This is a genomic window from Nonomuraea sp. NPDC050786, assembly GCF_040654115.1.
GTDB lineage: Bacteria > Actinomycetota > Actinomycetes > Streptosporangiales > Streptosporangiaceae > Nonomuraea.
In genome coordinates, this window is record NZ_JBFAHJ010000014.1 from 99329 (window position 1) to 119745 (window position 20417).

A 20417-nucleotide genomic window follows, 5' to 3' on the forward strand; every position below is an offset into this window, starting at 1 on the left:
CCCAGAAAGGCAGGAGCCCATGGCCACCTTGATCCCCACCCGCGACGAACTGCGCGACTTCTTCGCCGAAGAGCTCGAACTCCCGGCCGACGTCGTCGGCTACGAGAGCGACTTCGAGACCGACCTCGGCGTCGACTCGCTCGCCACCATGGAGATCCTCGTGCAGTTGGAGAAGAAGTACGGCATCCGTCTGGAGGAGTCCGAGTTCGCCGGTCTCACCTCCGTGAACGCCGTCCACGCCTTCCTCGCCGACCGGCTCGAAGCGGCGTGAGCATGACGGGCGCCCACCGCCCGGTCGCCATCGTGACCGGGGGATCACGTGGCATCGGCCGCGCTGTCGTGACCCGCCTGGCCGCCGACGGGTTCGACGTCGCGTTCTGCTACCGCACCCGTAAGGACGCCGCGGAGGAGGTGGCGGCCGAGGCCGGGGCGACGGGTGCCCGTGTGCTCGCGTACGAGGCCGACGTCGCGTCCGCCGACCAGGCACGGGCGCTGGTCGCGGCCTCCGAAGAGCACCTCGGGCCGCTGTCGGTGCTCGTCACCTGCGCCGGCATCGTCCGGGACCGGCCGCTGGTACGCATGACCGACGCCGAATGGGACGATGTGCTCCAGACCAACCTGTACGGCACGTACCACGTCTGTCGTGCCGCCGCGCTCCCGCTCATGCGGCATGGCAGCGGCTCGATCGTCACGCTGTCCTCGGTCGCGGCCGCGCACGGCGGCCCGGGACAGAGCAACTACTCCGCGTCCAAGGCCGGCATCGTGGGCTTCACCACGTCCTTGGCGCGCGAACTCGCCCGGTCCGGGGTGCGTGCGAACGTCGTCGCGCCCGGGCTGATCACCACCGACATCACCAACGCTCTGCCGCCCAAGGTGCAGGCGTCCATCATCGGGAAGATCCCGCTGCGCCGGCCCGGGACTCCCGGCGAGGTCGCCGATCTGGTCTCCTTCCTGGTCTCCGACCGCGCCCGCTACATCACCGGGCAGGTCATCGGCGTCGATGGAGGGCTGGTGCCGTGACCGCATCCGCCACCGGCCGTCCGGGCTCCGGCTCCGGCGTCGGCTATGACGTGATCGTCGTGGGTGCCCGCTGCGGCGGAGCGCCCGCGGCGATGTTGCTGGCCCGCGCGGGCTACCGCGTCCTCATCCTGGACCGCGCTCGCTTTCCCCGCGACACCCTGTCCACCCTGTACATCCACCAACCCGGCACCGCCCTGCTCGACCGCTGGGGCCTGCTCGACCGGGTCGCCGCCACCGGCTGCCCGCCGATCACCTCGGCCATGCACCGCATGGGGCAAGTCGCCGTCGAAGGCGCTCCCACTCCGGTTCACGGCATCCACGCGGCCTATGCCCCACGGCGTTACCTCCTCGACACCCTCCTCGCCAAGGCCGCGACCGACGCCGGAGCGGAGTTCCGCGAGGACTGCCGGGTCACCGACGTGGTCGTCGAGGACGGGCGGGCCGTCGGGGTGCGATGGCGTACCGCCTCCGGCAGCGGCACCGACCGCGCCGCGCTGGTCGTCGGCGCGGACGGTATGCGCTCGGTCGTGGCGGACGCCGTACGTGCCGAGACGGTCCGCGAACACCCGCCGCTGACCTGCGTCTACTACGGCTACTGGGAAGGCGTGCCGGTCACCCGGTTCGAGGCCCACGCGGTACGCGGCCGCTGGGTCGGCTGCCTGCCCACCAACGACGGCCGTACCCTGCTCGCGGTGTACTTCCCCCAGGCCGAGTTCGAGGCCGTCCGTCGCGACCTGCCCGGCGCCTACCTGGGCGGACTCGCGGCCGCGGCCCCGGAACTGTACGAACGTGCCCTCGCCGGCACCCGGGTCGGCCCGCTCCGCGGCAGCGGCACACAGCGGAACTTCTTCCGCCGCGCGGCCGGACCCGGATGGGCGCTGGTCGGCGACGCGGGACACCACAAGGACTCCATCACCGCCGACGGCATCACCGCGGCGTTCCAGCAGGCGGCGCTCCTGGCCGCCCGCCTGGGCGCCGACCTGCCCGACCCGGCGCGCCGGCAGGCCGCGTTGGAGCGCTATGCCCTCGACCGCGACCGCATGCTCGCCGCCCGCTACTCCGACACCCTCGCGCTCGCCCGGCTCCGCGCCGACCGTGTGGAGGCCCGGATCGCCGGGCTCGCGCACGACCCGGCGTGGGTGCAGGCGTTCTTCGACCGCGCGGCGGGCACCGGTCCCGACCTCGTGCCCGTGCCCGACCCCGCGCCCGACCTCGTGCCTGGTAACCGGTCTGAGGAGGTGCCGGCGTGATCGCCGAACAGTACGGAATCGCCTTTCCCGGACAGGGCATCAAGGCGCAGACGCTGCGCTGCGCCCTGTGGGCCCACGTCCGGCACCCGCTGGTCGCCCGGCTGCTGACGACGTTCGGCGCGGCGGATCCCGAGGCGCTGGACCTTGGTGACACCTCGGTCGTCCAGCCCGCCACCTTCGCCGCCGGCCTCGCGGCGGCCGACACGGCCTTCGGGCCGGATCACTGCCCACCGGTGGCGCTCGGCCACAGCCTGGGCGAGCTGACCGCCGCGGCGTACGCCGGATTCCTCAGTATCGACGAGGGCTTCGAACTGGCCGTGTACCGCGGCCGGTTGTGCCACGACCAGAGCCGGCGCAGGCCCGGGGCGATGGTCGCGATCGTCGGCGCCGACGCGGGCGAACTCGAATGGCTGCGCCGGAGCGTGGTCGCCGAGCACGGCGAGATCCTCGACGTCGCCGGGCTCAACAGCGCCCGGCAGACCGTGCTGTCGGGCGCTCCCGAGGCGGTGGCCGCGGCCGTACGCATCGCCGAGGAACAGTGCCTGCGCGCCGAAGTGCTGCCGATACCCGGCGGTTTCCACAGCCCGCTGATGATGGACGCCGTCCCGGCGTGGCGGCGCCGTCTGGAGTCCGCAGACTTCCGCCCGAGTACGACCCGATTCGTCTCCGCGATCGACGTACGACCGCACACCGACCCGGTCCAGGTCCGCGAACAACTCGCGCGCGGCCTGGTGCTCCCGGTGCGCTGGCACGAGGCCGTGCGTACGGTACGAGACCTCGGCGTGCCCGGCCTCGTCGACGCCGGACCGGGTACGACCCTGCTCAAGCTCGGACGCCGCGCCCGCATCCTCGAGTTCACCGGCCTCGGCGCGCTGCCCGAACCGGTTCCACCCGGGTGAAGGCGGCCCGCTGAGCACCCCCGTTCGACCACGTGACCCACAAGCGGACCAGCCCCGCCCGCCGCGCGACCGGAAGGCGCCCATGCACCACCACGATCCCGCCACGGATGCCGTGCTCGACCCCGGCATCGTCCCCGACGGCACCGCATCCGCCGCCGGACTGGCCCGCCACGTGCTGCTCACCGGCGCCACCGGCTTCCTCGGCGCGTTCCTGCTCCGCGAACTCCTCGACCGCACCGACGCCGACGTGTGGTGCCTGGTGCGCGCCGACAGCGACCACCACGCGGCCTCCCGCCTGCGCGAGGCCATGCGGCGCTATCTGATCTGGGACGACCGGTCGGCCGGGCGCGTCATCCCGGTCGCCGGAGACCTGACCGCGCCCGACCTCGGCCTGACGCCCGCCCGCTGGGCGGAACTCGCCGAGCGGATCGACGCGGTGCAGCACGCCGGCGCCCAGGTCGGCCACGCCGCACCGTACGCCGCGCTGCGGGCGGCCAACGTGTACGGCACCCAGGAGATCATCCGGTTGGCCTGCGAACGCCGCGGCAAGCCGCTCAGCTTCATCTCCACCGCCGCCGTGCCGGGGGATCCGGCGGACCGTACCGCGGCGCCTCCTCCGCCCGGGCGCCCGGGCGGAGGCTATGTCACCGGCAAATGGGTCGCCGAGCGCCTGGTCCGGCAGGCCGGCGACCGCGGGCTGCCGGTACGGATCCACCGCCCCGGCCGCATCAGCGGCCACTCCGTCACCGGAGCCTGCCAACTCGACGACGGAATATGGCACTTCGTACGAGCCATCGCCCTGCTCGGCCTGGCCCCCGTCGTCGCGGCGCCCGACGGCGGCGGCCCCGCGGTGTCGTTCTCGCCGGTCGACTACGTCGCCCGCGCCATCGTCCACATGTCCGCGCAGGACACTGGACCCGCCCCGCTGCGCTACCTGGTCAACCATTCCCGCATGCCGCTGAGCGACCTGATCGGCCACGTGGCCGAGCGGTACGCCTTCTCCTACATCTCGTGCGACACGTGGCTCGAACGCCTGTGGCAGGCACGGCACCGGTACGACGGCGCGCTGCTCAAGGCCGGCGTCCTGGTGAAGTACTACCGGGCGCTGCTCACCGGAACCGGCCGCCCGCCGACCGCCGAGGACCGGAACACCGTACGGGACCTGGCCGGAACCGGCATCACCTGCCCACCCCTGGACGGCGCCCTCATCGGGGTGTACCTCGACTACTTCCAATCAGCGGGTTTCCTCCCGGTACCGCCGACACACCTGAACCGAGAATCGCCGGCCCGAGGCTGAGTGCCGCGGCAGTGGCCTGCAGCGGCAGCCACTCAAGCGAGCGGTCCCGGCCCGGGAGGTCTCCGGCGCGCGCGATCGCGATGCCGGCGGCATACGCCGCCGGGCTCGCCTCCCGCCGCCAAGGGCTGGGCCCCGGCACGTCAGCCGAGGCCCAGCCGACCGGCACTCATGATCAGGCGTAGGGATCCTGGGTCAGCAGGTGCGCCTTGTACCCCTCGCCGATTCCCGGCTCAGGCGTTCCGTTCCAGTCCTTGATGAGCACCCCTCCCTGGGTGCAGCCCCACGGGTTCCACGTCCAGGCGAGGTAGGACAGGCCGTGCGTGTCGGCCCACTTGGTGAGCGCGTCGACGTAGTCGTAGCCGCAGTTGTCCGCGCCCATCTCGCCGATCACCACGGGCACCTGCGCCGCGAGCGGGGCTATCTCCGTGTTCCAGCAGTCGACGGCGGCACACCGGTTGAAGCTGTAGGAGTGCCAGGAGGCGACCAGGTTGCCGGTGGGGTCGTGCGGCTTGTACTGCGTCCACTCGCGAAGGTCGTTGGTCCACTCGAGCCCGCCGACCATGACGATGTTCGTGGCTCCGGTCGATCGGACGGCGTCGAGCATGCTCTGCATGCCCGCGACCTCATAGCTGAAGCCGGTGCAGGTGCCTCCGTCGCGCAGGCACCGCCAGCCCGCCTCTCTGTCGACGGTGCCGAATTCCGGCCACGGCTCGTTGAACAGGTCGAAGACCACCGCGTTGTTGCCCTTGAAGGCGTTGGCCACGCCGGTCCAGAACCGCGGGGCGTTGCGAGCGGACGGGATCGGCTTCTGGCAGGTCGCGGTCACGTCCTTGCACGCCCAGTCGACGCCGGTGAACTCTCCCCAGGTCCAGTGGAGGTCGAGGATGGGCGTGATGCCGTTGGCGACCAGGAGGTTCACGTAGTCCTTGACCTGCTGCTGGTATGCGGCGCCGCTGGGCGAACCGTTGGTGCCGAGCCAGCACTCCTCGTTCAGCGGGATGCGGAGGGCGTGGATGTTCCAGCTCTTCATCGCGTTGACGGAGGTCTGGTCGACCGGCCCGCCGTCCCACATCCCCTTGCCCTGCACGCAGGCGAACTCGCCGCTCGAGCGGTCCACGCCCAGCAGCCGGTACGGCTTGCCCTTCGCAGTAACGATCTTGTTGCCCTGGACGTGCAGCTGCGGAGCCGGCGTCTTGGGCGGGTCGATGATGGTGCCGTCGCACTTCACCCCGTTGACGGAGATCGAGGCGGGCACGGGATTGGCATCGCTCCACGAACCGTTGAAGCCGAGGCCCACCGAGCCCTTGGTCGCAACCTCGCTGTTCCAGCTCAGGCTCTTGGCGGTGACGTGGGTGCCGGACTGGGACCAGTCGGCACTCCAGCCCTGATTGACGCGCTGGCCGGCGGCGGGGAAGTCGAACTCCAGAGTCCACGTTGTCAGGCGGTCACCCAGGTTGGTGAAGGAGACTTCGGCTCCGAATCCACTTCCCCATTGGCCGGTGACGGTGTACTTGGCCGTGCAGCCGGTGGCGGCGGTCGCCGCCGGGCCGGTGACGAGCCCGGCGACGGTGAGGGCGGCAGTCGCCACCACGGATAAGATCGTGCGAACTTTCATCGGGGGGTGTCCTCTCTGTGGTCGTACGGCGGTGCGGAGCCGGCGGCGACCACGTCCGCCGGGTCGAAATCGAAGGTGCGGCCGCGCGCGTCCGGGTCGGGTGAGGCGGCGGCCAGCAACTTGGTGTAAGGGTGGCGCGGATCGAGGATCACCTCATCGGCCGGCCCCCGTTCCACGACCCGCCCTCGGTAGAGCACGAGGATGTCGTCGGCGAAGTGCCGCGCGGTGGCCAGGTCATGGGTGATGTAGAGGATGGCGAGATCCTCCTCCTGCTGCAGCCGGGCCAGCAGCTTGAGCACGTCGAGCCGGATGGAGACGTCCAGCATGGACACCGGCTCGTCGGCCACGATCACCTTCGCGCCGGGTGCGAGGGCGCGGGCGATGGCCACCCGCTGGCGTTGCCCGCCGGAAAGCTCGTGGGGGCGGCGCTGCGCCAGCTCCTCCGCCGGCAGGTTGACGCGCTCCAGCAACCGCGCGACCTCCTGCCGGGTCTCGGCCCGTGTCCGCGCCCGGCCGTGCAGCCTCAGCGGCCGGGCCAGGTGGTGTTCGACGGTGTGGAAGGGGTTGAGCGAGGCGAAGGGGTCCTGGAACACCATCTGCACGTGGTCGCGGTAGTCGCCGCTGCCTGCGCCATTCAGGACGACCGTGCCGGACGTGGGTCGCTCCAGGCGGGCGATGATCCTGGCGACCGTGGATTTGCCCGAGCCCGACTCGCCGACGAGTGCGGTGGTGCGGCCGGGTGTGAGCGTGAAGGAGACATGGTCCACCGCCCGCAGCCGCGTACGGCGCATGCCGTCGCCGCGCACGCGGTACTCCTTGACCAGGTCCGCTACCTCGAGAGTGGTCACCGGGCGCCTCCCGATCGCACGAAGGCGCCGCGGTCGCCGGTGAGGCTGGGGAAGGAGCCGAGCAGGCGCCGGGTGTAGGGGTGGCGTGGCTGCTTGTGGATCTCCTCGGCGCTCGCGCACTCGACGATCTCGCCGTGCAGCATGATCGCGATTCTGTCGCTCACCTCCAGGAGGAGGGGGAGGTCGTGCGTGATGAACACGACCGCGAAGCCCAGCTCGTCCCGCAAGCGCAGGATCTCCTTGAGGATGCCGCGCTGGACGACGACGTCGAGGGCGCTCGTCGGCTCGTCCATGATCATGATCTGGGGTTCGAGGAGGAGCGCCATGCCGATCATGACCCGTTGCCGCATGCCTCCGGAGAGCTCGTGCGGGTAGGAGCGCAGCCGCCTAGGGTCCACCCTGACCAGCTCCAGCGCCGTGGCGCAGCGGGCCCGGCGCTCGGCCGCCGACAGTCGGGGCAGGTGGGTGGTGAGCACGTCCTCCAGCTGGGCGCCGACGGTCATGACGGGGTTGAGCGAGTCCATCGCCCCCTGGAACACCATGGAGAGCTTCGCCCATCTGAAGGTACGCAGCTCGTGCGGCGGCAAGGTGAGGACGTCGACGGCTGTGCCGGCGCGGTCGTGGAAGGCGACCGTGCCGGAGGTGATCTCCGCCGGCGGCCGGTGGAGCCGGCTGATCGCATAAGCGAGGGTGGTCTTGCCGCTGCCCGACTCGCCCGCCAGGCCCAGGATCTCGCCTCGCCGTACCGTCAGCGAGATGTCCTTGACGGCCTGCACGGGCCGTTCGCCCCGGTAGGTCACCGACAAGTTGGCCACGGTGAGAACGGCGTCGTCGGCGGCCTGGTCGACACGCCCCGCCTCCTGGCGGCGCGTATCCACCAGGCGGGCGGCCGGAATCCGGAGCTTCGGGTTGATGATCTCGTCGATGCTGAAGTTGATCAGCGCCAGGCCGCAACCGAGCAGGGCGATGATGATGCCGGGCGGCGCGAACCACCACCACGCGCCGAGTTGCAGCGCGAAGCCGTTCTGCGCGTAGTAGAGCATGGTCCCGAGCGTGGCGGAGTTGGATGCGCCCAGTCCGAGGAAGGACAGGCCGGCTTCGCTGAGAATCGCGGCGATGACCGCGAACACGAACTGGGAGGCCAGCAGGGGCAGGAGGTTCGGGAGGATCTCCACGCCGATGATGCGCCACGGCCGCTCCTTGGCCACGCGGGCGGCCAGGACGTACTCCCTGTTGCGCAACGACAGCGTCTGCGCCCGGAGCACGCGAGCCGAGCCGGCCCAGCTGGTGATCGCGAGCACCAGCGCGATCGTCCACCAGCCGCGTTGCTCCGCCGGGACGAAAGCGGAGATCACGATCACCAGCGGGAGTCCGGGGATCACCAGCATCACGTTGGACAGCAGCGAGAAGGCCTCGTCCACCAGACCACCGGCGTAGGCGCCGACGATGCCGAAGAGCGCCGACAGCAGTGTGGCCATGACGCCCACGAGCGCGCCGATGACGAGCGAGCCCCGGGTGGCGTAGGTGATCTGGGACAGCACGTCCTGGCCGGTCTGGGTGGTGCCCAGCAGGTGCTCCCCGCCCGGCGGCGTCAGCCCCATGTCGTTGATCGCGTCCGGGTCGCCGGCGAGGAGCGGTCCGACCACGCCGACGGCGGCGATGACCCCGATCAGGATCAGTCCGATCACGAATTTCGGGTCCCGCCGGCTGATTGCCGTCATGTGGCCGCCCCCGCTCGCGTCCGCGGATCGACGATGCTGTAGAGCAGGTCGACCACCAGGTTGGCGCCGAGGACGGCGACCGTGATGACCAGGAAGATGCCCTGCATGAGCGCGTAGTCGTTGTTCTCCACAGCCTGCAGGAGCTTGGAGCCGATGCCCGGATAGGAGAAGACCTGCTCGGTGACGACCGAGCCGGCCACCACGAACCCCAGCGAGATGGCGAATCCGGCGATGGAGGGCAGTGCCGCGTTGCGGGCCGCGTACCAGACCATGATGCGCCGGTTGCGCAGTCCTTTGGCGACAGCCGTACGGACGTAGTCCTCCGCCATCGTCGAGACCATCATGTTGCGCATGCCCAGCAGCCAGCCGCCGATCGAGGAGATCACGATCGTCGCGGCGGGGAGGATGCCGTAGTACACGGCCGAGGCGAGGAACTCGCCGCTCCAGCCGGGGGTGAGGTTGACGTCGTAACCACCCAGCAGCGGGAACCAGCCGAGCGCGGAGGAGAAGACGGCGACCAGGACGAGGGCCAGCCAGAAGTACGGCACGGCCGACAGCACCGTGGTCGCGGGCACCAGCGAGTCCAGCCAGGTGCCCCGGCGCCAGCCCACCAGTGCTCCCAGCGTGGTGCCGGTCAGCACTGACAGCACGGTCGCCAGGCCGACCAGGACGACGGTCCAGGGCAGCGATGCGGCGATGACCTCGGAAACGGGAGCCGGGAAGGAGCTCACGGATATGCCGAAGTCGCCGCGGGCCATGTTCCCCAGGTAGAGCAGGTACTGGGTGAACAGCGGCTCGCCGGTGTCGGTGCCGAGCATCAGCTCGTAGGCGCGGCGCGCGGCGGGATCGACTCCGCCGCGCTGCTGCGCCTTGGCCAGCAGGATGGTGACCGGGTCACCGGGCATCATGCGGGGGATGAGGAAGTTCAGGGTCACCGCCGTCCAGAGGGCGACCAGGTAGAAGGCGATCTTGCGCAGGTAGTACCGCATCGGTCACGCGCTCATTTCCCGGTGGGCTTGAGCCGTCGGTAGATCTCCGCGTTATCCGGCGACTGCCAGGCGGCCGGGAAGGCGTAGAGGTCTTCCTTGGTCGGCCAGCCGGTGAACTTGGTGGCGTTGTAGACGCTGATCGTGCCCTGGGTGAGCAGCGGGATGTACGGCATGGCCTGTTCGATGCGGGTCTGGATGGTGTCGAACTGCGGCTGCCGTGCGGCGGTGTCCTTCGGGTCGATCTTCTTGAGCGCGGCGATGGCGGCGTCGACCTGGGGATCGGTGAAGCGGCTGACGTTCGTGCCGGCCTGCTTGCCGACCTTCTCGGTGGTGTCGGAGCCGTAGAAGTAGCTGTAGACGTAGAACGGGTCGGCGGCCGGGCCCTGGTAGAGGGAGTCGATGATCAGCTGGTAGTCGCCGCGCCCGCGGGCGTCGGACCATTCGTTGAAGGACAGCTGCTGCGCCGTCACCTTGATGCCGGCCTTCTTGAGCTGCTGGGAAAGCGCGTTGACTGCGGTGATGTAGTCGGTCCAGCCGGACACGGTCTTGAGGGTCAGCTGCAAGGGCTTGCCGTCCTTGGCGTAGATGCCGTCGGCCCCCTTGGCGTAACCGGCGCCCTCCAGGATCTGCTGGGCCCTGGCCTCGTCGGGCTGCATCGGCGCGACCTTGTTCTGCAGCCGGCCGGAGATGAACGCCTGGTCTCGTTCCAGCAGGGCAAGGCTGGGCGAGATCTCGCTGGAGGTGTTCTCGAAGGCCAGCGCGTTGAGCTGGGTCCGGTTGACGGCGTAGTAGATCGCCTGGCGGACGGCGGGGTCGGTCTGCGGTCCCTGGCAACCGAGGTCCGGGTTGCTGCAGGTGTCCAGCACCATTTGGTTCACCGGAGTGATGACGACCTTGTAGCCGGGGTAGGTCTGCTCGGCGTTCTTGACATTCGGCACGGGCCCGGTCTGCCAGTCGATCTGGCCGGCCCTGATCGCCGCTGCTCCGGCCTGGTTGCCTGACAGCGACAGGACGCGGACGCGCTTGATCGCGGGTTCCCCGCCCCAATGGCTCGGGTTGGCCTTCAGCGTGTATGCCTGCGGCTTGACGTCGTCCTCAAGGTAGGGCCCGGTGGCGACGGGGTTGCGCATCTGGGCGGTCGTGGGGTCGGCCACGGACTTCCACACATGCTCAGGCACGATGTAGATGCGGCCGAGAAGCTGCGGACCGTCCACGAACGACGGCTCGTCGAACGTGACCGATACGTGGGTGTCGTCCACCGCGGTCGCCTTGCCGCGGTAGCCGGTGGTGTTCAACGCCTTGTTCTTGGCGAGCAGGTCGAGCGTGAAGACCACGTCCCTGGCGGTGAACGGCTGGCCGTCGGACCATTTCACGCCTTGGCGGAGCGTGATCGACAGTTGCGTGCCGTCGGCGTTCCACGAGAATTTCTGGCCCAGCCGTGGCTGGGGCGGATCGGCCCGAGCGGTGTTGTAGAAGAAGAGGGGCTCGTAGATCGGCCCGGTCGACGGGCTGCCCGGGGCGAAGGGATTGAAGTTGACCTGCATGTCGCCGGTGGCGCCCGTGTAGATCACGAGCATCGGCGGTGCCCCCGCCGCCGCCGGTGCGCCGGTCGATCCTCGCGGTGAGCTGCCGGACGAGGAACATCCGGTGATGGCTAAGGCCAACGCGGCCAGTCCGGCCCCGGTTCTCATGGTTAGTGCATTCCTCACCGACATCACGCGGAGTCCTCTCGAGCGGTGATGTGATTGTCGGCGCGCCGGTTCCGATTGTTAACTCAGCAATTTAAGTAAGTCAACAGCGTCTGTACCCTCGCAGTGTCGAGCGGATGGAGGGCCCATGAACGCAGCAGCCAAGACCAAGCCGCATGCGAGCAGCAAGGCCGTGGTCCTGGACGCCATCAGAGCCGCGGGTACGATCAGCCGGGCCGGCCTGGTCGGAGCCACCGGATTCACCGGCCCGACGATCACTGCCGTGGTCCGCAAGCTCATCGAGGAGGGCCTGGTCGTCGAGTCCGGCCGCGCGGAATCCACGGGTGGCAAGCGGCGGATCCTGCTGCGACTCGATCACTCGGCCAGGTACGCGGTTGGCGTGCACCTCGATCACGGCGGCATGGTCTACGTCCTGACGGATCTCGCCGGCACCGTCGTCACCCGGATGGCCAAGCCGGGAGTGGGTGTGGAAGAGCCACGCGCCGCGGTGGAGGCCATGGCCCGGGAGATCTCCGGGCTGATCGACAGCGCCGGTGTGGAGCGCCATCGCGTGCTGGGAGTCGGGGTGGTCTTCGCTGATGCGGGATTCCCCCTCTCCGAGTCGCTCGAGCAGGCGACCGGTCTGCCCGTGGTGCTCGACAACGACGCCACGGCCGCGGCCCTGGGCGAGCACTGGGCCGGCGGATTCGGGGGTGCTTCCGCCGCCGCCGCGCTCTATCTGGGCACCAGGATCAGCGCGGGCCTGGTGATCAACGGCATCACCTATCGCGGTCCCAGCAGGAAGGCGGGCGACCTCGCGCATGTCTGTGTCCAGGCGGACGGCCCGAGGTGCCGGTGCGGTGCCCGAGGCTGCCTCGATGTGCTGGCCGGTCCTGCCGCGGTCGTCGCGGCGGCCCGTGCGGACCTGCTCGTCCCCATGCGCCGCTCGCGAGAGCCTTCGGTGGCGGCGGACTTCGCCGCCCTCAGTCGCTCGGCGCGCAGGGGCGAGCCGAGGGCGCTGGCCTTGCTGGAACGCTCCGCCCACTACATCGCGGCGGCGGCCAGGACGCTCTCCGCGATCATGGATCTCCAGGTGCTCGTGCTGACGGGCCCTGGATTCTCCATCGCGGGTTCGGTCTATCTCCCGGTGATAGAGAAGGAACTGTCGCCCGCGGTGGACGTGCGGCTCTCGCGGCTGGCCGCCACGGCCTCGGCTGTGGGCGCGGCGGCGCTGGTGCTCGAGTCGGAGCTGGTACCTCTCAGTCTGGGGGCCCGATTGCCCGAGAATCTGAGCTCGGAGGCGATCCATTGACTTTCTTTAGTTCACTACGTAAGAAAGGTGCGTGACTTTAGTTGAGGGCTGGCGGCTGCGCGCCGTGGACGGGCCGGTACCGGAGTCCATCGCAGGCCGGGAGGTGGACGCCCGCGTACCGGGCAGCGCACACCTCGATCTGCTCGAAGCGGGACTTATCCCGGATCCCTATCTCGACCGGAACGAAACCCTCCTCTCCTGGATGCATCACACCGACTGGTGTTACTCCACCACCTTCCAGTCGGCATCCGCCCGCCCGGGCGAGCGGGTGGACCTCGTCTTCGACGGGATCGACACGGTGGCGAGCGTCCACTTCAACGGCGAACTCCTCGGACATACCGCCAACATGCACCGCGGCTTCCGCTTCGACGTGGCCGGCCTCGTGCGTGACGGCCTGAACGAGCTGGTGGTCAACCTCCGCTCGGCGCTGCGCCACGCCGAGGAACTGGAGGCGAGACTGGGCCGACGCCAGCGCGCATACCCCCACCCCTACAACGCGATCCGCAAGATGGCCTGCTCGTTCGGCTGGGACTGGGGCCCCGATCTGCAGACGGCGGGCATCTGGAAGCCGGTGCGCCTGGAACGCTGGGACAGCGCCCGTCTGGCGCAGGTACGCCCGCTGGTGACGGTCGACGAGGATGGCACCGGACGCGTCGAGGTCCACGTGCGGCTCGATCGAGCCAGAGACGACGCCTACACCGTGGTGGCCAGGGTGGGCGGCCACGAAGCCCGGACCACCGCGTCCGGGGAATCGGCCGTGCTGACCGTGCTCGTGCCTCAGGCCCGGCTGTGGTGGCCGGCCGGCCACGGCGATCAGCCGCTGTACGAGCTGACCGTCACCCTGCTGGACCGCGACAACCCGGTGGACGAGGTACGGCGGCGCGTCGGGTTCCGCACGATCACCGTGCACACCGAACCGGACGAGGTCGGCACGCCGTTCACCTTCGTCGTCAACGGCAAGCCGATCTTCGCCAAGGGCGCCAACTGGATCCCCGACGACCATTTCCTCACCCGCATCACCCGCGAGCGGATCGCCCAGCGCGTCGACCAGGCCGTCGGCGCGCACATGAACATGCTGCGGGTCTGGGGCGGCGGCATCTACGAGAGTGACGACTTCTATGACGTCTGCGACGAACGCGGCATCCTGGTCTGGCAGGACTTCCCCTTCGCCTGCGCCTTCTACGCCGAGGAGGAGCCGCTGTGGAGCGAGGTCGAGGCCGAGGCGCGCGAGAACGTCGCACGACTGACCAGCCACCCTTCACTCGCGCTGTGGTGCGGCAACAACGAGAACCTGGTGGCGTACACCGACTGGCCCGGCTGGCGTGACAGCCTGGAGGGCCGCACCTGGGGGCAGGCCTACTACACCGAACTGCTGCCCGGGATCGTGGCCGAGCTCGATCCCACCCGGCCGTACGCGCCCGGCAGCCCGTTCAGCCCCGGCACCCTGCCGCCCAACGATCCCGACCACGGCACCCGGCACGAGTGGGCGGTGTGGAACGTCGTGGACTACGTCCATTACCGCGACCACATTCCCCGCTTCTGCGCTGAGTTCGGGTTCCAGGGCCCGCCTGCCTCGGCCACGGTGGCCCGCTGGATCCACGATGAGCCGCTGACGCCGGCTTCCCCGGTGTTCCTGCAGCACCAGAAGGCCGTCAACGGCGACCACAACCTCGATCGGGGGCTGCGCCCGCACCTGCCCGTGCCCGGCACGTTCCCCGACTGGCACTGGGCGACGCAGCTCAACCAGGCAAGAGCGGTGGCGCTGGGTGTCGAGCACTTCCGCTCCTGGTGGCCCCGGACGGCCGGTGCGCTGGTGTGGCAGCTCAACGACTGCTGGCCGGCCATCTCGTGGTCCGCGGTGGATTACGAGGGGCGGGCCAAGCCGCTCTACTTCGCCCTCAGGCACGCCTTCGCGCCCCGCCTGCTGACCCTCCAGCCCAGAGACGGTCGCTGGGTCCTGGTCGCCGTCAATGACCATGACGAGCCATGGCGGACCGTGGCGACTGCATCCCGCCAGACGTTCGACGGAGAGGAGCTGGCCGGACGGCAGCTGGAGCTCGCCGTACCGCCTCGATCGGTCGCGCCGGTCGAGCTGCCGGGTGAGCTCCTGAAGCCGGATGACCAGACCAGGGAGGTGCTCACGATCGTGACAGGCGAGGGCACGCGTCTGTGCCATCTGTTCGCCGAGGACCGCGATGTCGCCTACGATCCGCGGCCGTTGACCGCCACTGTTCAGCCTGTCGACGGCGGCTACCGTGTCGAGGCGCGAGCCACCTCCTTCGCACGTGACGTCGCCCTGCTGGCAGACAGGGTGATACCCGACGCCGTGGTCGACGAGATGCTGGTGTCGTTACCGGCGGGGGCGTCGCACGTCTTCCTCGTGCGCACGCGTTCGGTGCTGGAGTGGCCGGATCAACTGGCCGCCCCAGACGTGCTGACCAGCGCCAACCAGTTGAGTGCGGTGACATGAGCATCGCCGACGCGGTTGGCCTCGTCCTGGCAAGACCTTCCCGGCTTCTGGGCGCCGAGCCGTTCTTCATGGAGTTCATCGCGGGCATCGAGGAGCGGCTCGCAGAACACGACCGGTCAGTGCTGCTGCACGTCGTGACCACACACGAACAGGAAGTGGCGGCATACCGGCGATGGGCCGCCCACCGCACCGTCGACGCCGTCGTGCTGGTGAACAGGGCCGTTCACGACACCAGGCCTGCCGCCCTGCGGGAGCTGGGCATACCCGTCGTGGTGGCGGGCGAACCGGCCGGTGACGCCCCCACCGTGCGGACCAACGACGAGGGCGCGGTTCACCAAGCCGTCTCCCATCTGCATGATCTCGGTCATCGCCGGATCGCACGGATCAGCGGTCCGAACACCCTGCTCCACACCCGGACCCGCACCAGGGCACTGCTCCAGACCGCGGGTGCGGCAGGTATCGAAGCGATCGTCGAGGAGGGAGACTATTCGGAGGAGTCGGGCGCCAAGCTGACGGAGATGTTGCTGAACCGGCCGGATCCTCCCACAGCGATTGTCTACGACAACGACCTGATGGCGGTCGCGGGGCTCAACGCCGCAAAAGAGCTGGGTGTCCGAGTGCCCCACGAGCTCAGCCTGATGGCCTGGGACGACTCCAGCCTGTGCCGGCTCACCTCGCCCGCGCTCACCGCCATGAGTCTGGACGTTCACCTGTTCGGGCAGATGGTGGCGGATTCGACGCTGGATCTCATCGCAGGAGCACCTGTGGCGGATCGATGGTGCCCGACTGCCACCCTCGTCACCCGGGAGACCAGCGCGCCCGCCCTCACCGCGAGGTGAAGCGCCTCTGGAGGCTCACGGCAGCGGCGCCGCGCGCCCATTCCTCGAACGGCAACGGCCGGATGACCAGCGGACACTTTCCAGCGGCGCCGAATGCCTGCGCGGTGAAGGTCTCCCTGATGTGCTCCTCGAACAGGTCGTACGCGGCCAGCCCCTCGCCGGTGACGACGACCTTCTCCGGGCCGACCAGGTTCACCATTGCCGCGAGACCTCGCCCGATGGCTCGCCCGGCGATCGCGAAGACCTCCCGTACAGCCGGATGCCCGGCATGGGCCAGATCAACGGCTCCGGGAAGATCGAGCCCCATGTCGCGGGTCACCGCCCGCGCCTGCGTGACGATCGCCGGTTCGGAGGCGATCGCCTCAAGGCAGCCCCGCCCCCCGCAATAGCAGGCCGGTCCGGAGGCTGAGACCGGGATATGCCCGATCTCGCCTGCGACACCGTATCCACCCGTGACCAGGGCGCCGTTGATCACCAGGCCGCAGCCGATGCCGACCCCTACGGTCACGACGGCGAACGTGGTCGTGCCGACCCCCTCGCCAAACCACTGCTCGGCCACGGCGAGGGCATTGACGTCGTTCTCGACCGTCACCGTCAACCCGGTGGCAGTGGCGGCGAGGTCGGCAAGCGGTACGTCCTGCCACCCCATGAAGGGGCTGTAGCGAACCAGGCCGCTCGCCTGGTCCACGTCGCCGGCGACCGAGATGCCCAGGCAGTGTGTCTGCTCGCCTCCACCGGCCAGATCGGTCACGACCTGCGCAACGGCCTCTACCACGGCGGGCACGTCCTTGGTCGCGAGGGGCAGGTGCCTCGCGCTCCGAACCTGAGCGCGAAGGTCGGTGAGCACCGCGATCAGCTCGGTCTCAGTGATTTTCACACCGACGAAGTGCTCCCGGTCGGCCCGGACGGCCAAGGGCGCGACCGGACGCCCCAGACGGGCGCCGGTGCGGCCATCGCTCGGGAGTTCGTCCAAGTATCCGGCCTCCAGGATGTGTCTGGCGACCTGGGTGACCGCTGCGGACGAAAGTCCGGTGATTTTCGCGATATCTCTTCGGGAGATCGGCCCGTGGGTGAGAACCGTGGTGAAGACCGCGGTCGCTGCGGGCGTGGTAGTCACCGGATGTGGTCGCATATGAGTCATAAGGCTATCTGCCGCCGCGTTCGGCAAAGGAAGAGCGGCGGCTCGCTGATCAGCGGAACCTCGGCAACGTCCGGTTCCGTTCCAGTAGACCCCCGAGTCAGCCGAGCTTGAGCAGCAGTTCGGTGAGCTCGGCCGGCATGGTGATCATGCAGTCGTGTCCCGACTGCAGCTCCCACACCTGCGCCGGGCTGCCGTTGGGCTGAATCGCCGGAACGGGCCGCCGCTTGATGCCCTCCGGTACGCCGGCGACGCAGTGAATGTGCGTCCGGGGTATGGTGCGCACGGCCGGGTTGTCCAGCCGGACCGGTTGGACGAGGCAGAGCACCGGCTGATCCGACAACATCGCCCGCAGCCACGCCACGTCCGCCGGGTCGGTGACCCCGAACAGGCCCAGGGGCGGCGGCAGCTCGGGCATCGGCGGGATCCGCCAGCCGATCCCGGACTCCGCGGCGCGGTCGATGAGAACCTGAGTCATGGGATGCACGTCCACCGCGCTCTCGCCGTCCTCCGGGACCATCGCGTCGAGATAGACCAGATGGGCGATCCGATCCGGGATCCGGTTCGCGGCGGCGGAGATGACCAGCCCGGCGTAGCTGTGGCCCACCAGGATCACGTCGGTGAGGTTCTCCTCAGTGATCAGCCTGACGATGTCGTCGACGTGCGTGTCCAGCCCCACCTCGGGACCGAGCAGATGCGCCTTGTCGCCGCAGCCGGTCAGCGAGGGCGCAACCACCTGATGCCCGGCCGAGGCCAGCAGCGGGACCACCCGCTCCCAGCATTGTCCACTGTGCCAGGCCCCGTGTACCAGCAAATATGTAGACATGGTGTAGCTCCTTGCTTGCGGAAGACCACCGGTCGGTTTCGCCGGGTGTTCGTGCCGGAAGTGAGGTTTCCGCTCCCCCGCCGACGGAGCCAGAGCCCCCGCGATCCTGGGGGTGAGGGGACCAGGCGCACACGTAGGTGCGCGAATTACCGTGGGAACATGAGCGACGAATCCAACCTTCTGGGCGATTACGTACGCGCCCGCCGGGAGCTCGTCACTCCTGAACAGGCCGGCATCCCCTCCGTGGGCGTACGGCGCGTGCCGGGCCTGCGCCGGGAGGAGCTCACGAGCCCGACCGCGCCCGGGGTCACTCGCACCTACACCACATGGAAGGTCCTGACCGACGAGAACGTCGACGCCCGGGTCTGGTCGGGCATCCACACCCGCTCCGCCGACCAGGCCGGGGTGAGGCTGGGCCGCCAGGTCGCGGCCTACGCTCTGCGTCACGCCGCACGACTGTTCTCGTAGGTCGTACAGGAAGACCACTGAAGATGCATGTTCGGCCCCGTTCCTTCTGGACGGGGCCGAAACAACGGGCGGCTGGTGCCGACGGCCGTGGTCACGCTGCGGCCGTCGCGTCGGTCATGTGATCGGCACCGGGGTGCCCTGGGACGGATCCAGCGCCGGAACACGTACGGCGCGGAAGTCCGGGGTGCGGTGCAGGCGGAAGCCGAGCCGCTCGTACAGGCGGATCGCGCCGATATTGGCGGCCGACGCGTGCAGGAATGGCGTCTCGCCCCGGTTCCGGATGCCCGCGGCGACGGCCAGCACCAGCCTGGTTGCCAGTCCGCGGCCTCGGTGGGCGGGGTCGGTGCAGACGGCGCTGATCTCGGTCCAGCCGGGCGGGTGCAGGCGTTCGCCGGCCATCGCCACCAGCACGCCGCCGGACCTGAGGCCGAGGTAGACGCCGAGTTCGATGGTACGCGGCAGGAACGGGCCCGGCTTCGTCCGCTTGACGAGATCCAGCATCTCCGGCACGTCCTCCGTGCCCAGCCGGACCACGTCGGCGTCGTCAGCACCGGCAACGTGCTCACCGGTGAGCTGGACTCCCTGAACGTTCATCACCTCCTCCCAGCCGGCCGGAGCCGCCGATGTCGGGCCGGTCAGGGCCACGTGCCCGCCAGGTCCCGCCAGCGCCGCGACATCGGCCCAGTCGGCCGGGCCTGGCGCGGGCGGCATCGACAGGAACGGAGAGACGTCGAGGGGATAACGCAGCACGCGACCCCGCCGCTCGGCGAGATGGGCGTGCGCCCCAAGGAGCGAGGCCCGTACCGGATCGTCCAGGACGGCCGAGGACGCGGGCGCGGTCATGGCGCGATCCGGCTCAGCGGTGCCCGCGCTGCCCGCTGCCGGTCCCGTTCGGCGGCCCCCTCACGGACCAGCGGGATCACATGCCGCCCGAAGTCGATGGCGTCGTCCAGGATGTCGTAGCCACGGGCCGAGAGGATCTCGACGCCCAGGTCGTAGTAGTCCAGCAGGGCCTCGGCGACGGTCTCGGGGGTGCCGACGAGCGCCGTCGAGTTGCCCGCACCCTGCGTGGCCTCGGCGGTCGGCGTCCACAACGCGCGGTCGTGCCGCTCCCCTTTGGCCGCGACCTCGAGCAGCCGCTGCGAGCCGGCGTTCTGCGGCGGGCCGGACAACCGGCGCCGGTTCGCCCCCACCCGGTGCAGATCCCCCAGGATGCGCCGGGCCTTCTCCCAGGCCAGCTCCTCGGTCGGCGCTATGATCGGCCGGAACGCCACCTGGAACTTGGGCACGTCACTTCGCCCGGCTCGCAACGCCGCCTGCTTCACCGAGGCGATCTGCTGTGCCGTCTCGGCCAGTGGTTCGCCCCACAGGCAGTAGATGTCGGCCTCCGCCCCGCCGGCCGCGTAGGCGGCCTCCGACGATCCGCCGAAGGACACCCCGGGGCGGGGCTGCTGCTGCGGGAACACGTCCGAGGCGAAATCCCTGAACGAGTAGTGCTCGCCCTCGTGGTCGAACGGCTCCCTCGACGTCCAGCCCTTCTTGACGATCTGGATGTACTCCCTGGTCCGGGAGTAACGCTCGTCCTTGGTCAGGACGTCGCCCTCCCTGCCCTGCTCGTGGTCGTTGCCGCCGGTGATGAAGTGCACCGTCAGCCGCCCGTCGCTGATCTGGTCGAGGGTGGCGAAGGTCTTGAGCGCGTACGTCGGGTAGGACACGTTCGGCCGGTGCGCCAGCAGGATCTGCAGGTCTTCGACCCTGGTCGCCACATAGGCGGCCACCTGCGCGGGATCGGGCGAGCCCGAGCCGTAGGCGAACAGCACCCGATCCCAGCCGTACTCCTGGTGAGCGCGCGCGAGCCGCAGCGTGTACTGCTTGTCGAAGGAGGAACCCGAGCGCGGAGAGGTCTCCGAGCCGTCATTGGTCCCGCCGATCCCGAGAAACTCCACAGGCATGAGCCGAAACCTTTCCGATGTTCGTCAGCGAATGGTCTTGTCGTGCGTGGCAGGGAAGGCGGCACTCTGACCAAGGACACGGCCG

18 protein-coding genes are annotated in these 20417 nt (G+C 69.7%); 9 read left to right on the plus strand and 9 right to left on the minus strand.

Going from position 1 to position 20417, the window contains the following annotated elements; all coding sequences use genetic code 11:
• Positions 1 to 19 precede the first annotated feature (19 nt).
• The 5 genes from AB0H84_RS25125 to AB0H84_RS25145 all read left to right on the plus strand — a co-directional run bounded on the left by AB0H84_RS25125 (position 20) and on the right by AB0H84_RS25145 (position 4466).
• Positions 20 to 271, plus strand: a complete 252-nt coding sequence (locus tag AB0H84_RS25125) for an acyl carrier protein (RefSeq protein WP_344990469.1) — start codon at positions 20 to 22, stop codon at positions 269 to 271.
• A gap of 2 nt (positions 272 to 273) precedes the next feature.
• Complete coding sequence (fabG, locus tag AB0H84_RS25130) at positions 274 to 1020, plus strand: 3-oxoacyl-ACP reductase FabG (protein WP_357608651.1); 747 nt, start codon at positions 274 to 276, stop codon at positions 1018 to 1020.
• Positions 1017 to 2270, plus strand: coding sequence for an FAD-dependent monooxygenase (locus AB0H84_RS25135; protein WP_357608654.1), 1254 nt, complete (start codon positions 1017 to 1019; stop codon positions 2268 to 2270). Before fabG ends, AB0H84_RS25135 begins: the two co-directional genes overlap by 4 nt.
• Positions 2267 to 3169 (plus strand): ACP S-malonyltransferase, encoded by a 903-nt coding sequence (locus AB0H84_RS25140; RefSeq protein WP_357608657.1) that lies wholly within the window; start codon positions 2267 to 2269, stop codon positions 3167 to 3169. Before AB0H84_RS25135 ends, AB0H84_RS25140 begins: the two co-directional genes overlap by 4 nt.
• A gap of 82 nt (positions 3170 to 3251) precedes the next feature.
• Positions 3252 to 4466 (plus strand): thioester reductase domain-containing protein, encoded by a 1215-nt coding sequence (locus AB0H84_RS25145; RefSeq protein ID WP_357608660.1) that lies wholly within the window; start codon positions 3252 to 3254, stop codon positions 4464 to 4466.
• 172 nt (positions 4467 to 4638) lie between these two features.
• Here the strand turns inward: AB0H84_RS25145 and AB0H84_RS25150 are convergent, their stop codons facing one another.
• The 5 genes from AB0H84_RS25150 to AB0H84_RS25170 are packed head-to-tail and all read right to left on the minus strand — an operon-like array spanning position 4639 to position 11216.
• Entirely contained in the window at positions 4639 to 6057 is a 1419-nt protein-coding gene (locus AB0H84_RS25150; protein ID WP_357608662.1) for a cellulase family glycosylhydrolase, read from the minus strand.
• Positions 6058 to 6077: 20 nt separating this feature from the next.
• Positions 6078 to 6929, minus strand: coding sequence for an ATP-binding cassette domain-containing protein (locus tag AB0H84_RS25155; protein WP_357608665.1), 852 nt, complete (start codon positions 6927 to 6929; stop codon positions 6078 to 6080).
• A complete protein-coding gene (locus tag AB0H84_RS25160) occupies positions 6926 to 8650 on the minus strand; it encodes a dipeptide/oligopeptide/nickel ABC transporter permease/ATP-binding protein (protein WP_357608668.1) in 1725 nt (574 codons plus the stop codon). Before AB0H84_RS25160 ends, AB0H84_RS25155 begins: the two co-directional genes overlap by 4 nt.
• On the minus strand, positions 8647 to 9639 hold the full coding sequence (locus AB0H84_RS25165) for an ABC transporter permease (protein WP_357608671.1): 993 nt from the start codon (positions 9637 to 9639) through the stop codon (positions 8647 to 8649). Before AB0H84_RS25165 ends, AB0H84_RS25160 begins: the two co-directional genes overlap by 4 nt.
• Positions 9640 to 9650: 11 nt before the next feature.
• Positions 9651 to 11216: an ABC transporter substrate-binding protein gene (locus tag AB0H84_RS25170; protein WP_357608675.1), complete on the minus strand. Its 1566-nt coding sequence runs from the start codon at positions 11214 to 11216 to the stop codon at positions 9651 to 9653.
• 259 nt (positions 11217 to 11475) lie between these two features.
• On the opposite strand from AB0H84_RS25170, the gene AB0H84_RS25175 reads away from it, so the two are divergent.
• Genes AB0H84_RS25175 through AB0H84_RS25185 form a run of 3 tightly spaced genes read left to right on the plus strand, consistent with a single transcriptional unit; the run spans position 11476 to position 15948 of the window.
• Positions 11476 to 12639 carry an ROK family transcriptional regulator gene (locus AB0H84_RS25175; protein ID WP_357608678.1) on the plus strand — a complete coding sequence of 388 codons (1164 nt, stop codon included), beginning with the start codon at positions 11476 to 11478 and terminating at the stop codon, positions 12637 to 12639.
• A 31-nt stretch (positions 12640 to 12670) separates the two neighbouring features.
• Complete coding sequence (locus tag AB0H84_RS25180) at positions 12671 to 15109, plus strand: sugar-binding domain-containing protein (protein WP_357608680.1); 2439 nt, start codon at positions 12671 to 12673, stop codon at positions 15107 to 15109.
• Positions 15106 to 15948: a substrate-binding domain-containing protein gene (locus AB0H84_RS25185; RefSeq protein WP_357608683.1), complete on the plus strand. Its 843-nt coding sequence runs from the start codon at positions 15106 to 15108 to the stop codon at positions 15946 to 15948. The genes AB0H84_RS25180 and AB0H84_RS25185 overlap by 4 nt, the downstream gene beginning before the upstream one ends.
• Here AB0H84_RS25185 and AB0H84_RS25190 read toward each other — a convergent pair.
• On the minus strand, positions 15935 to 16921 hold the full coding sequence (locus AB0H84_RS25190) for an ROK family protein (protein WP_357608686.1): 987 nt from the start codon (positions 16919 to 16921) through the stop codon (positions 15935 to 15937). The two genes, AB0H84_RS25185 and AB0H84_RS25190, sit on opposite strands and share 14 nt — an antisense overlap.
• Before the next feature lie 265 nt (positions 16922 to 17186).
• A complete protein-coding gene (locus AB0H84_RS25195; protein WP_357608689.1) occupies positions 17187 to 17912 on the minus strand; it encodes an alpha/beta fold hydrolase in 726 nt (241 codons plus the stop codon).
• A 159-nt stretch (positions 17913 to 18071) separates the two neighbouring features.
• On the opposite strand from AB0H84_RS25195, the gene AB0H84_RS25200 reads away from it, so the two are divergent.
• Positions 18072 to 18380, plus strand: coding sequence for a hypothetical protein (locus tag AB0H84_RS25200; RefSeq protein ID WP_357608692.1), 309 nt, complete (start codon positions 18072 to 18074; stop codon positions 18378 to 18380).
• Positions 18381 to 18494: 114 nt separating this feature from the next.
• Here the strand turns inward: AB0H84_RS25200 and AB0H84_RS25205 are convergent, their stop codons facing one another.
• Together AB0H84_RS25205 and AB0H84_RS25210 are read right to left on the minus strand one after the other, a co-directional pair.
• Positions 18495 to 19223 (minus strand): GNAT family N-acetyltransferase, encoded by a 729-nt coding sequence (locus AB0H84_RS25205; RefSeq protein ID WP_357608695.1) that lies wholly within the window; start codon positions 19221 to 19223, stop codon positions 18495 to 18497.
• Entirely contained in the window at positions 19220 to 20332 is a 1113-nt protein-coding gene (locus AB0H84_RS25210) for an LLM class flavin-dependent oxidoreductase (RefSeq protein WP_357608699.1), read from the minus strand. Before AB0H84_RS25210 ends, AB0H84_RS25205 begins: the two co-directional genes overlap by 4 nt.
• Positions 20333 to 20417: the final 85 nt, after the last annotated feature.

Bases quoted from the DNA above. Each gene is read 5' to 3' on its own strand.
- AB0H84_RS25170 (WP_357608675.1), bottom strand. From the start codon at position 11,216: ATGCTCGTGATCTACACGGGCGCCACCGGCGACATGCAGGTCAACTTC.
- AB0H84_RS25205 (WP_357608695.1), bottom strand. From the start codon at position 19,223: ATGACCGCGCCCGCGTCCTCGGCCGTCCTGGACGATCCGGTACGGGCC.
- AB0H84_RS25145 (WP_357608660.1), top strand. From the start codon at position 3,252: ATGCACCACCACGATCCCGCCACGGATGCCGTGCTCGACCCCGGCATC.
- AB0H84_RS25200 (WP_357608692.1), top strand. From the start codon at position 18,072: ATGAGCGACGAATCCAACCTTCTGGGCGATTACGTACGCGCCCGCCGG.
- AB0H84_RS25160 (WP_357608668.1), bottom strand. From the start codon at position 8,650: ATGACGGCAATCAGCCGGCGGGACCCGAAATTCGTGATCGGACTGATC.
- AB0H84_RS25125 (WP_344990469.1), top strand. From the start codon at position 20: ATGGCCACCTTGATCCCCACCCGCGACGAACTGCGCGACTTCTTCGCC.
- fabG (WP_357608651.1), top strand. From the start codon at position 274: ATGACGGGCGCCCACCGCCCGGTCGCCATCGTGACCGGGGGATCACGT.
- AB0H84_RS25195 (WP_357608689.1), bottom strand. From the start codon at position 17,912: ATGTCTACATATTTGCTGGTACACGGGGCCTGGCACAGTGGACAATGC.
- AB0H84_RS25175 (WP_357608678.1), top strand. From the start codon at position 11,476: ATGAACGCAGCAGCCAAGACCAAGCCGCATGCGAGCAGCAAGGCCGTG.
- AB0H84_RS25185 (WP_357608683.1), top strand. From the start codon at position 15,106: ATGAGCATCGCCGACGCGGTTGGCCTCGTCCTGGCAAGACCTTCCCGG.
- AB0H84_RS25210 (WP_357608699.1), bottom strand. From the start codon at position 20,332: ATGCCTGTGGAGTTTCTCGGGATCGGCGGGACCAATGACGGCTCGGAG.
- AB0H84_RS25165 (WP_357608671.1), bottom strand. From the start codon at position 9,639: ATGCGGTACTACCTGCGCAAGATCGCCTTCTACCTGGTCGCCCTCTGG.